The sequence below is a fragment of the Cupriavidus sp. SW-Y-13 genome (genome assembly GCF_009793345.1).
Classification (GTDB): Bacteria; Pseudomonadota; Gammaproteobacteria; order Burkholderiales; family Burkholderiaceae; genus Cupriavidus.
Map to the genome: position 1 here is coordinate 42,411 of NZ_WHLX01000002.1, position 11,754 is coordinate 54,164.

Sequence of the window (11,754 nt, forward strand, 5' to 3'; positions counted from 1 at the left end):
CAAATAAAGCGTTTTATTCGCTTGTTAATTGAGGCGCGAGTATAGAAATCGTCGAATTGCCATGAGATGGCGAATCCATTACAGGAATGTCGCTGTCGGCACGTTGCGACATTCCTGCTCGCCAGATGGACGCCGCGCTGGCTCTTGATGGGAGGCTACGATTTCTGGTTCAGTCCGCGGCGTGTCTCGACGGCCTTGCTGAGTTCCTCGAGCACTGCTGCGGAGTCGTCCCACCCGATGCATGCGTCCGTGATGCTCTGTCCGTATGTCAACGATTGCGGGTCATGCTGGCCCGGCGTGAATTTCTGCGCGCCAGCGAGCAGATTGCTTTCGACCATGACACCGAAGACGGCTTGGCCGCCACTGCCGACCTGCAGCGCCACGTCTTTCGCGACGTCGATCTGCCGCTGATGCTGCTTGCTGCTGTTGGCGTGACTGCAATCGACCATCAGAGAACTGCGCAGGCCTGCAGCTTCGAGTTCCCGGCACGCGATGGCGACGGAATCCGCATCGTAATTGGGTGCCTTGCCGCCGCGAAGAATGACGTGGCAGTCTGGATTGCCACGAGTGTGCACGGTTGCCACCTGGCCGTTCTTGTGTACGCCCAGGAAATGGTGGGGGCGCGATGCAGCCTGTATCGCGTCGATGGCGATCTTGATATTGCCGTCGGTCCCGTTCTTGAAGCCGATGGGCGCCGAGATGCCCGATGCCAGTTCCCGGTGAATCTGGCTCTCGGTCGTCCGCGCACCAATCGCGCCCCAGGAAATCAGGTCGCCGATGTACTGCGGCGAAATCACGTCGAGGAACTCGCCGGCTGCCGGCAACCCGAGACGATTGATATCAACCAGCAGATTGCGCGCGATGCGCAGGCCCTCGTCGATGCGATAGCTTTCATCCAGGTACGGATCGTTGATGAGCCCCTTCCAGCCCACCGTGGTGCGTGGCTTCTCGAAGTACACGCGCATCACGATTTCCAGCGTGTCGGCGTAGTGCCGACGCTGCGCCATCAATCGCTTCGCATATTCCAGCGCCGCCTGTGGATCGTGGATCGAACACGGTCCCATGATCACCAGCAACCGGTCGTCCTCGCGGTGCAGAATGCGCGCAATGCGCTGGCGCGTCTGGGTGACCAGCGATTCCACAGGGGTGCCACGAATGGGAAAGAAGCGGATCAGATGTTCGGGCGGAGGCAGGGGAATGATGTCTTCCACATGCGCATCATCCGTGAGCCCGGTGCAATCGGGCGGCGCCAGCCTGCCGTCGGTGACGGCGGGCAGTGTGTGTTGTGGGGTATTCATGGCGACACTCCTGATGATCTTGAAAAATGCGGCGGGTCAGGAGGGAGAGTCTAGCTCAGGAGCAGTAGGCGATCGATGCGGGGCCTTCTCCCGGATTGCCCGCCGGCTGTCAGGCCACTTCAGTGACCGCTTCGCGAGCCCACGCGACCTCCGGCTTGTTGGTCACCGTGCTTTCCGCTTCCACCTTGGCGGCATCTGTCACGTTGTCCACTTCGGAAACCACATCGCCCAGACCGAGACCGATGACGACCGTGATATTCGGTGTCCAGTCCTTGCGGTCGGTGCTGACCTCGGCAAACGTGGTCACCGTTGCGGTGTAGCCCTGCGATCTGAGGTCGTTGGCTAGCCGATGCGCGCGCGGTTCCAGCGCGGCTTGCGGATTCTCTTCGTTGATGTCGAGTACCAGTCGGGTCTCGAACTCTTCCTTGCCCTTCTGGATTGCAGTCTGCATGGCCTTGAGCTGCTTGTTCGCAAGCGCGACGAGTTTGCTGTACCGGGCTTCTTCCTGGCTGGCGCGCAGTGCCTTGGCGGCGTTGATGATTTCGGAGCGGTCCACGAACATGATTGGCTTTTCGAGGTAGAAGAGAAAACGGACACCGCGCGAGGCTGGCTTCACCAGTCAGCATGCCCGGCGGCAACGATAACTGTATAAATATACAGTGCCTATCGGCTTGCGGGCAAGGACGAAAAGGACGAGAGCGTCTCTCGCTACGCGCTGTCGCGAACAGAGACGCGATACGCCACATGCACAAGAACGGTGATATATTACATACCACCATTTCACGCTGCCGCTGCCATGTTCGATCCTTCTCTGCTGGGCCGGATGACTTTTGCGCATGCCGAGCCGTCGCAGGACCCCTTGCCCCCGGGCCGTCACGCGCTTCACATTGCCGACGAGCGCGATGCCATCCTGTACGTTCCGGCGGGCCTGGGCTCGGACCCCGTGCCATTGCTGGTGATGTTTCACGGCGCGGGCGGCTTTCCAGAAAAAGTGTTGCCGTTTATCGAGCCGCATGCCGACGCGCATGGCTTCCTGGTGCTGGCGCCGCATTCGACTTTTCCTACATGGGACATCGTCATTGGCGGCAATGGCCCCGATCTGGAGAAGCTGCAGCAGGCGCTGGTCGCGGTCTCGGCTTGCTACCGGATTCGCCGCGACCGCCTTGCGTTCGCGGGCTTTTCGGATGGCGCGAGCTACGCGCTTTCGATAGGTATCACCAATGGCGATATCGCCAGCCACGTCATCGCTTTCTCCGGCGGGTTCATGTCCGTTTTCATGCAGGAGGGTTCGCCCAAGGTCTTCATTGCGCATGGGCTGGTTGACGAGCAGTTGCCCGTGCAGACAAGCGGTCGCCCCAATGCCGCCAAGCTAAGGGCTGCCGGTTACGACGTCGAATATGTCGAATTCAACGGCACGCATGCGATCCAGCCGCCGATCGTGGCCGAGGCCATCCGCTTTTTCCTGACATAGCGTTCGGCACCAGCCCTGGGATTTGCCGCTAACGGAGTGCAACCCATGAACATCGAGATTCCGCAGTCCCTGATCCACCCGCTGCTTGCCATGGTTGAAGCCGAGTCCCCGTTGGCCCGGCAGCTCAAGGAGCACGGCATCTGTCACGGCAGCATGTCAGTGTCGGCGCGCCTGTTTGACGCACAGTCGCTGAATTCGCTCTATACGCTGAGCAAGGCGCAGAACGCGCGCGAACTGACGTTCCAGATGCTGGCGCTGGACAACGTCTATAACGCGCCGCAGGCGCGCACCATTCCCGGCCTGGAGATGCTGGTGGCGGGCCTTGTCGCCTACCTGTCGCGCGATGTCATCGATGGCTGGCTGTATCAGCGCAGCCGCGATGGCGTACTGCTGCCGTGGCTGGTTCATCGCATTCGTCATGTCGAGCCCGAGCAGGGCATGTCCTACGTGGCCATCGACCTGTTGGCGAACACCATGCTGTCCGCGAACTCGGAGTTGACCGATCCGGCACGTCGCAGGGGAGGCATGACCACTTCGATCATCGTCACGCGTGACGAGATCGTGGACCGTACCATTCCGCAACTCCTCGCGGATTTCGGCTTCTTCAAGGAATGCGCGGAATTCCGGCAGGAATACGAACGACACGCGCAACGCTTCGTGCGCTATCAGCGCAGCTTCGGTGCGCAATACATCGCGGCAGGGGCCGCCTTCACCGTCGAAGGCAAAGGGACCGTCGCGCTGGCTCGCTTGGGCGAAGGCGTGGCGGCTCGCTGCATCAACGACGAGGAACGGCTCGAGCGCCGCTTCGAAGTGACATGCGACGCCGAATTCTGGCGCAGGGCTGGCGTGGCCACTGGCTTCGAGAGAATGCCGTTACACGGCTACGTACACCTGTTCCATCTGGAATGGCACCGGAATATCTGGGTGCACGTGCAGCACCTGAGCGAGTATCAGTACCGGCCCGAACTGCGTGACAAGCTGGTGCTGCCGGACCATCACCGGGACTTGATCGACATCCTGACCTCGCATATGGACGTGCTGGTACAGGATTTCGTGCCGGGCAAATCGGGTGGCACGACCATCCTCTGCCAGGGCGCGCCGGGTCTTGGCAAGACATTGACCGCCGAGGTGTACGCGGAAGTTGTCCGCAGGCCGCTCTACCGTGTGCATTCCGGACAATTGGGTACCACGGCCGCATCGGTCGGTGCGAGCCTCATGGAGATACTGCGCCGGGCCATGCGCTGGAACGCCGTGTTGTTGCTGGACGAGGCCGATGTCTACATCCGCCGCCGCGATAACGACCTGGAGCACAACGCCATCGTTGCGGAGTTCCTGCGCACGCTGGAGTATTTCAGCGGTCTGCTGTTCATGACCACCAACCGTACCGGTGATGTGGACGACGCCATTCTGTCGCGTTGCATTGCCACCATCCAGTACGAGACGCCGGATAAGGAGGATGCGGCGCGCCTGTGGCACCTGCAAGCCAACCAGTGCGGCGCCACGCTGGGCGATGAACTGGTGGAGGCGTTGACCGCCGCCTATCCGAAGGCGAGCGGGCGTGACATCAAGGAACTGATGAAACTCGCCACCCGCTACGGCAAGGCGAAACAGCAGGCGCTATCGGAAGAGGTGTTCCGGCTGTGTGCCCAGTTCCGGGCGATCGAGCCAAGAGGTTAGCGGCGTTGGGAGTATCGGTCCTATTCGATCTTGTACGGACGCGTCATGACCTCCAGAAGATGACCGTCAGGATCATCGAAGTAGAAACCCCGACCGCCATTGTGTGCATAGGTTTCCGCGGCACGTAGCTTGCCAGGGTCTGCCCAGTACTGCAGACCGCGTTCGCGAATACGTGCGAAGGCGCTATCGAATTCCTGCTCGGTGACCAGAAACGCATAGTGCTGCATGGAGATCGCGCCGTCACTTTCGAAGAAGTCGAGCGAGGCACCATTTTCGAGTGGAACGACCAGCATCTGCCCGAATGCGATCGGTGGAGATAGCCCGAGGATCTCGCAGAGAAAGGTCGTCGACTTCTGCTTGTCACTGCACCAGACGATGGTGTGATTCAGTTGTACGCCCATGTCGAGTCCCTCATGTCGATATACGGACCGTGGATGATGGCCTCCTGCGGCTCCCCTGATACGACACGATACGCCTGAACCGTCGCGTCGCAACCGACAATGTGACATTCCGTCGCATGGCAGAGGATGCCGAGCGGCGTATCCTTCCGGGACAAGTCGCCCCGCGTTCCCATAGATGAGTCAACCCGTTCCGCCGTCCTGCGCTAGCGCAGCTTCCGCCTATCGCATGCTATGGCGCTGGCATTTCTATGCCGGCCTGTTCGTCATGCCGTTCCTGATCGTACTGGCCATCACCGGCACGATCTATTGTTTTCAGCCGCAGATCGAGCCGCTGCTCTATCCGACCTTGCTCAAGGTCGAGCCTGCCGGCCAGCCGATGACCGCCGACGCGCTGCTCAATCGCGCCCGGGCGGCAGCGCCGGCGGGGGCAATTGCGACGAGCTATGCCATTGGAACGCGTCCGGACGCGAGTGCCGAGTTCATCTTTCGGCTGCCATCGGGCAAGAGCGAAAGCCTGTACATGAATCCGTACTCAGGCGATCTTCTCGGCAGCCTGAGCGTGGAAGATCGGTTGATGAAGCAGGTGCGAATGATTCATCGCGCCTTGCTGGTGGGCAAGCCGGGAGAGTTGCTCATGGAACTGGCCGGCTGCTGGACGCTGGTGATGATCGCGACGGGCCTGGCAATGTGGTGGCCGCGATGGCGTCAGTCGGGTTTGCGCGCGTTCACCCTGAAAAAGGCGACTGGCAAGCGTGGCTGGTGGAAGGAGATCCATCTGCTGTTGGGCGGTTGGCTCGCGCTTGGCGCGCTTGCCTTCGTGCTGTCGGGATTGCCGTGGACAGCCTTGTGGGGGCAGCAATTCAAGGCGATTACCACCGCCGCCAACCTCGGGCGACCGGCGACGGGACAGAACTCGCACCAGCATGCACCGGCCAGCACGGCGCATCAACATCACGGCGAACATGCTGGTCATGGTGCACAGGCGCAGAAGATGGACGATCTTCCGCTGGGTGAACTGCCTTGGGCAACGGGCCAACTTCCTGTGCCCGCAGGTTCGTCCGGACACAGCGGCATCGGCCTTGCCCAAGTCGTGGATATCGCCACACAGCGTGGCGCCGTGCAGGGGTGCCAGGTTGCACTACCGGCGACGGCGCACGCTGTCTACACGGTCTCCTGCTTCCCTGGTGATCCGCGAGGAGAACGGACCTTGCATATCGACCAGCACAGCGCAGAGGTCGTGCGAGACATCCGGTTCGACGACTATGGCGCGGTCGCCAAGGCCGTGTCCTACGGCACGGCGCTTCACATGGGCCGCTATTTCGGGATGGCGAACCAGATTATTTGCGCGGCGATTTCCATGGGTCTCATGGCACTCGCCGTCACGGGCGGCATCATGTGGATGCGCCGAAAGCCAGCCCGCCAGCTTGCCGCGCCGTCTTACCCCTCGGTCCTGCCGCCCATGCGCGCGTGGGTGATCGGACTCGGATTGCTCGGCGCGATCTTCCCCATGATGGGTGTGACGCTGCTCGTGGTCTGGTGCATAGACCGCAAGGTGGCGCGAGGCAACGGCGTGCCGCCGGCACCGTCGGGAAATCTGGCTGCGTGATGCGGGGCGCGGTAAGGTCGATATGACAACCTTTACCTCTGAGCGCAATACAAAAAGCCCGCTCCAACATCGAAGCGGGCCTCAGCACTACTCGCTGTCAACCAAACCTACCCCCGCACAAACGCCAGCAAATCCTTGTTGATCGTATCGGCGTGTGTGGTCGGCATGCCGTGCGGGAATCCCGGATACGTTTTGAGGGTGCCGTTCTTCAGCAGCTTTGCCGAAAGCGGTGCGGAATCGGCATACGGCACGATCTGGTCGTCGTCGCCGTGCATGACCAGCACAGGCACGGTGGCGCGTTTCAGGTCTTCGGTGAAGTCCGTTTGCGAGAAGGCGACGATGCCGTCGTAGTGCGCCTTGGCGCTGCCCATCATGCCTTGCCGCCACCAGTTGCGGATCACGCCTTCGGAGGCCTGCACGCCGGGCCGGTTATAGCCGTAGAACGGGCCGGTCGGAATGTCGAGATAGAACTGAGCGCGATTGGCGGCGAGTTGGGACTGGAAGCCGTCGAACACATCCTTGGGCAGGCCCCCCGGATTGGCTTCTGTCTTCACCATCAGCGGCGGCACGGCGCTGACGAGCACGGCCTTGGCCACGCGTTCTTCGCCATGGCGCGCCACGTAGTGGATCACTTCGCCACCGCCTGTGGAGTGGCCCACATGTACGGCTTTCTTTACGTCGAGGTGCTTGACCACGGCTGCCACGTCGTCGGCGTAGTGGTCCATGTCGTGTCCGTCCCAGACCTGGCTGGAGCGTCCATGTCCACGGCGGTCATGGGCGATCACGCGATAGCCGTTGGCAAGGAAGAACAGCATCTGGGCGTCCCAGTCGTCGGCACTGAGCGGCCAGCCGTGATGGAAGAAGATCACTTGCGCGTCGCGCGGGCCCCAATCCTTGTAGAAAATCTCGACGCCGTCCTTCGTTGTGACATATCCCATGTTCGCTTCTCCATGTTGGTGCCCATCGGGCATTCGTTGACGAACTGCTGGCCCGGCGTGCCGCGCCCGGGCCAACCACCACTGTAGGATCGAAGCAAAGATCTGGCTGGAATTTTTCGAGCGGACTGCGGGGATTACTCCGCCCGTATTTCGGCGCGTGCTGCCACGGCCCGCATGCCGGGAAGTTCCCGCTCCACGCGCGCCTGCACGGCGGCGCCGTTGCCATAGGCGGGCGTGAGGGCGAGTTCCACCATGCGTGCCTGAGTGGCAGGCGCGGTGGCCACCTCGGCCAGCGCCTTCTCCAGCTTCTGTTGCACGGCAGCGGGCAATCCAGCCGGTGCCATCAACGCGAACCATGTGCCCATCTGGAATCCCGGATAGCCGCTTTCGGCGACGGTCGGCACTTGCGGCAGCGCCGGCAGGCGTTGCGCGGACAACACCGCAATCGGCTTGATCTTGCCTGCCTTGATGAGCGGCAGGCTGGCCACTACGGTATCCACTGCTACCTGTACCTGCCCGCCTACCAGCGCGGTGAGACTCGGCGCGCTGCCATTGAAGGGCACATGCACCATGCGGATACCCGCCGTGGATTTCAGCATCTCCGCGCCGAAATGCACGGAAGAGCCACTGCCGAACGAGCCATACGAGAACTTGTCCGGTTGCGCCTGGCTTTGTGTCGCCAGATCCTTGACGGAGTTCAGGTGCGTATCGGGATTGGCCACCAGCACAAGGCTCATGTCCGCTACCAGTCCGATTGGCGTAAAGCTCTTGATTGGGTCATAGGCCAGGTTGGAACGGATGGCCGGATTCAGCGTGAGCGTGGTGCTCGCGGCCAGCAGCAGCGTGTAGCCATCGGGGGCCGACCTGGCAACCTGAGTGGCACCGACGATGGTACTGGCACCGGGCTTGTTCTCGACGACTACCGATTGGCCCAGTTTCTGGCCGAGGCCGACCGCCAGCAATCGCCCCAGCACATCGGTGGCGCCGCCCGCAGCAAAAGGCACGATGAGCCGGATCGGCTTGTCGGGATAGGGCGACGATTGCGCACCAGCGTGGGGCGCGCACAGCGCCATCGTCAGTCCAACGCATGCGAGAAGCGGCTTCATAGGGGGCAAGGTCCTCATGGCAGTGAGTTCGATTTTGAGACTTCAGCGCAGCAACGGGCTGCGGACTTGAGAGAAGCCACCGGCCTGGTCATAGGCGTGGCCCAGTTGCAGCACGGCAAAGTCGGTCTGTGCGGGACCGATGATCTGGATGCCGGCAGGCAAACCGTTTGCGCCAAAGCCAGCCGGCGCGGCGAGTGCGGGCAGCCCCGCCATCGTGGCGGGGATGACGGCCTGCATCCAGCGGTGATAGGTATCCATGTCGCGACCATCGATGGCGTGCGGCCAGTCCCAATTCGCATCGAACGGAAAGACCTGCGTCGCGGGCATCACCAGATAGTCGTATTGCTCGAACAACGCACGCAGCGCCTGATACCAAGCGCTGCGGATGCGCATGGCCTCGTAGATGCGGTTGCCAGTCAGCGCAAGTCCGCGCTCGATCTCCCACGCCGCTTCGGGCTTGAGCATCGCGCGTTTGGCCGGATCGTCCCAGAGCGCCTTGTTGGCACCCGCCACGGAAAAACTGCGCAGATCGATCCACGCGTGCCACAGCGCTTCGAGATCGAATGCCGGCTGTGCGTCTTCCACGATGCAGCCAATGCTGCGGAAGTGCGCGAGCGATGCCGCGCAGGTGTCGAGCAGTCCCGGGTCCATGGGCAACTGTCCGCCCAGATTGCCGAGCCAGCCAATGCGCGTGCTTTTCCATTCGCGGACGAGGGGCAAGGTGTAGTCCTCGGATGAATCGGTGCGCCGGGTCAGCGGCAGGCGGGCGTCGAACCCTGCCTGCACGGACAGCAGCAATGCGAGGTCCGGCACGTTGCGCGCCATCGGCCCCGCGACGCTGAACTGCTGGAAGAACACTTCGTCGCCGGGACCATGCGGCACCGTGCCGAACGATGTGCGCAATCCATACACATGGTTGAAGGCAGCAGGCGTACGCAACGATCCCATCATGTCGGACCCGTCTGCCACGGGCAGCATATGCAGCGCCACTGCCACCGCGGCGCCGCCGCTGCTTCCGCCCGCCGAGCGCGAAGGCTCCCACGCATTGCGCGTGGTGCCATACACGGGGTTGTAGGTATGACCACCCAGGCCGAACTCCGGCGAATTGGTGCGGCCAACGAACAGCGCGCCGCCCGTGCGCATGCGCTCGTAGATCACGGCATCGGTCGGGCTGACCTGGCCCGCGAAGATCGGCGAACCCTTGGTGGTCACCATCCCTGCGGCCGGCATGATGTCCTTGGGCGCCTGCGGCATGCCATGGAGCGGCCCGCGACTGATGCCGCGGCGCAGTTCGTCATCGCGCTCCGCTGCCAGCGCGTGCAGCGTGGGTCGGTCGGCTTGCGCGACGATGGCATTGACGCGCGGATTCTGCAGATCGATCTGGGTGAGATAGGCGTCGAGGACTTCGACACAGGACACCTCGCGGGCGTGGATGGTGCGCGACAAGGCGACGGCATCGAGTTCGACGATGGGATTCAGCGTGGACGGCATGGCGCGATCCTCAGTGGGCAATCAGTGGGCAAGTCTTGTTGCAAAAAGCATACGAGCCATAGTGGGTTTCCGACAATCGCTGATTTTTGCAGATATCGTTGCATAAAACGCAAAGCGGACCGCCGGGTTCGCTGCGCGCGCTTTTTCAAAGGGGACCAGATGCTGTTGTCGCAACGCCTGCAGGACACATCGCTGCGGTATTTTCTGGAAGTGGTCAGGAGCGGGTCGCTGACCGACGCCGCCAAGCGGCTCAACGTCACGGTGTCGGCCGTGAGCCGTCAGGTGGCGGTGCTGGAGGAGGTGCTCGGCGTGCCGTTGTTCGACCGCCGCCCGCGCGGCATGGTGCCGAGCGCAGCGGGCGAACTGCTAGCGGCGTTTGCGCTACGCGGCGCGCTCGACGCGGATCGGGTGGTCACGGAAATTGCTGCATTGCAGGGGCTGCGTCGCGGACGCGTGCGGATTGCCACGTCCGCAGGCTTTGCCATCGAGTTCCTGCCGCGCGCCATTGCAGCGTTTCGGGAGAACTATCCGGGACTGCATTTCCATGTGCGCGTGGCACCGCCATCGGAAGTCACGAACATCGTGCTGCATGGGGATGCGGATATCGGCATCACCTACAGCCGTGCGGCAGGCCACGGCATACGCGTGGAGCACCGGTTGCCCGCGCCGGTCATCGCCATCATGCGGCCCGATCATCCGTTGGCGCGCTTCCGCAGCATTTCGCTGTTGCAGATGCAGGCGCATCCGATTGCGCTACCCGAGGGCGACAACACCGTGCGCCAACTGTTCGACATCGCCTGCAGCGAGCGCGGTATCCACTTCGATCCGGTACTGGTCACGAATCACTTCGAGACCCTGACGAGTTTCGTATTGCACGGCGGCGGCCTGTCGATCTCGGGCGCCGTCACGGTGGGAGACCGTCTGCGTCGTGGTGAACTGCACGCCGCAGCCATCCGCGAGAAAGGCATGAGCAGCCGCGTCATCGAATTGCAGACGCTGGCAGGGCGCGTGTTGCCGGAGGGTGTTGGGACGTTCCTGGGGTTCTTGCGGGAGCGGTTGGTCAAGGAGGGGAGCTAGGGGTGCCTTGCGTGGAGGATCGTGATCAAAGAAGCGTTACGCAACGGTCGCCATGCCAGTATGCGCAGGACTCATGAAAGACTGGCGTCCGGGCTGCTAAAACCCCCAACTGAGGTATTGTGGGCGCAGCGCATCTCGGTACTCTCATTGATTGGACAATGCCGGGACGGCAACGATGGCACGACCACCAGTGAAAAGGCCGGACCAGCTCACGAAACGTCAGAAGATGGTCATGGAGAGTCTGCGCGCCGGTCACGACGTGAGACTGCAGACATCGGCTTTCTCCCATCAATTCACGGGATACGTTCGCGTCTACAACGCCTCAAGCCGTCGTGAGGAGTTGATACCGTGGTACAGCATCGATGCGATGATCGCGCGAGGCCTCGTGCAATTGAACGGCAACACGATCGAGTCGTCGACGCATATTGTGCTGCGCGACGGAGAGTGAGACGCGGGAGTCCAGACCCTGCAGGCGCAGTCCCGTAGCCCAGTCACACTTCCCCGGAAAAACAGCGCGTGCAGTCTACGCAGTACTTTTGCTTGTGGGCGGTGCCTATTGCGATACATCGGCTGCGTTTTCTCGAAACAAGTATTCACTCCTGACGGAATCATTCACTTCCGCCCGCCCCGCGTAGCTGGAAGTATTCGTGGGGGATTCCGGCCAGGAGCATCGGTGCGGGTTCGAGGGT

The 11,754-nt window shown here is 62.2% G+C and carries 11 protein-coding genes; 5 read left to right on the top strand and 6 right to left on the bottom strand.

Features of this window, described 5'->3' with window-relative positions:
- Positions 1-155: 155 nt before the first annotated feature.
- A complete protein-coding gene (locus GA566_RS16160; RefSeq protein WP_160473343.1) occupies positions 156-1,298 on the bottom strand; it encodes a 3-deoxy-7-phosphoheptulonate synthase in 1,143 nt (380 codons plus the stop codon).
- A 109-nt stretch (positions 1,299-1,407) separates the two neighbouring features.
- On the bottom strand, positions 1,408-1,860 hold the full coding sequence (locus GA566_RS16165; protein WP_137928281.1) for a hypothetical protein: 453 nt from the start codon (positions 1,858-1,860) through the stop codon (positions 1,408-1,410).
- Positions 1,861-2,094: 234 nt separating this feature from the next.
- Between GA566_RS16165 and GA566_RS16170 the strand changes: the two genes are divergently transcribed.
- Both GA566_RS16170 and GA566_RS16175 read left to right on the top strand, forming a co-directional pair.
- The gene (locus GA566_RS16170; protein WP_160473344.1) at positions 2,095-2,769 is read left to right on the top strand and encodes an alpha/beta hydrolase; all 675 of its coding nucleotides are present in this window, start codon (positions 2,095-2,097) and stop codon (positions 2,767-2,769) included.
- A gap of 45 nt (positions 2,770-2,814) precedes the next feature.
- The gene (locus GA566_RS16175) at positions 2,815-4,446 is read left to right on the top strand and encodes an ATP-binding protein (RefSeq protein ID WP_160473345.1); all 1,632 of its coding nucleotides are present in this window, start codon (positions 2,815-2,817) and stop codon (positions 4,444-4,446) included.
- A 20-nt stretch (positions 4,447-4,466) separates the two neighbouring features.
- Here the strand turns inward: GA566_RS16175 and GA566_RS16180 are convergent, their stop codons facing one another.
- Positions 4,467-4,847: a VOC family protein gene (locus GA566_RS16180; protein WP_160473346.1), complete on the bottom strand. Its 381-nt coding sequence runs from the start codon at positions 4,845-4,847 to the stop codon at positions 4,467-4,469.
- A gap of 175 nt (positions 4,848-5,022) precedes the next feature.
- Here GA566_RS16180 and GA566_RS16185 point away from each other — a divergent pair, with 175 nt between their 5' ends.
- The gene (locus GA566_RS16185) at positions 5,023-6,453 is read left to right on the top strand and encodes a PepSY domain-containing protein (RefSeq protein ID WP_160473347.1); all 1,431 of its coding nucleotides are present in this window, start codon (positions 5,023-5,025) and stop codon (positions 6,451-6,453) included.
- 107 nt (positions 6,454-6,560) lie between these two features.
- Here GA566_RS16185 and GA566_RS16190 read toward each other — a convergent pair whose 3' ends face one another.
- The 3 genes from GA566_RS16190 to GA566_RS16200 form a co-directional block, all read right to left on the bottom strand.
- Positions 6,561-7,391, bottom strand: coding sequence for an alpha/beta fold hydrolase (locus GA566_RS16190; RefSeq protein WP_160473348.1), 831 nt, complete (start codon positions 7,389-7,391; stop codon positions 6,561-6,563).
- Between the two features lie 134 nt (positions 7,392-7,525).
- On the bottom strand, positions 7,526-8,515 hold the full coding sequence (locus GA566_RS16195) for a tripartite tricarboxylate transporter substrate binding protein (RefSeq protein ID WP_160473349.1): 990 nt from the start codon (positions 8,513-8,515) through the stop codon (positions 7,526-7,528).
- Between the two features lie 24 nt (positions 8,516-8,539).
- On the bottom strand, positions 8,540-9,988 hold the full coding sequence (locus GA566_RS16200) for an amidase (RefSeq protein WP_160473350.1): 1,449 nt from the start codon (positions 9,986-9,988) through the stop codon (positions 8,540-8,542).
- A gap of 162 nt (positions 9,989-10,150) precedes the next feature.
- Between GA566_RS16200 and GA566_RS16205 the strand changes: the two genes are divergently transcribed.
- Entirely contained in the window at positions 10,151-11,065 is a 915-nt protein-coding gene (locus GA566_RS16205) for a LysR substrate-binding domain-containing protein (RefSeq protein WP_137928291.1), read from the top strand.
- 232 nt (positions 11,066-11,297) lie between these two features.
- Positions 11,298-11,513: a hypothetical protein gene (locus GA566_RS16210; protein WP_160473351.1), complete on the top strand. Its 216-nt coding sequence runs from the start codon at positions 11,298-11,300 to the stop codon at positions 11,511-11,513.
- The last annotated feature ends 241 nt before the right edge of the window (positions 11,514-11,754 follow it).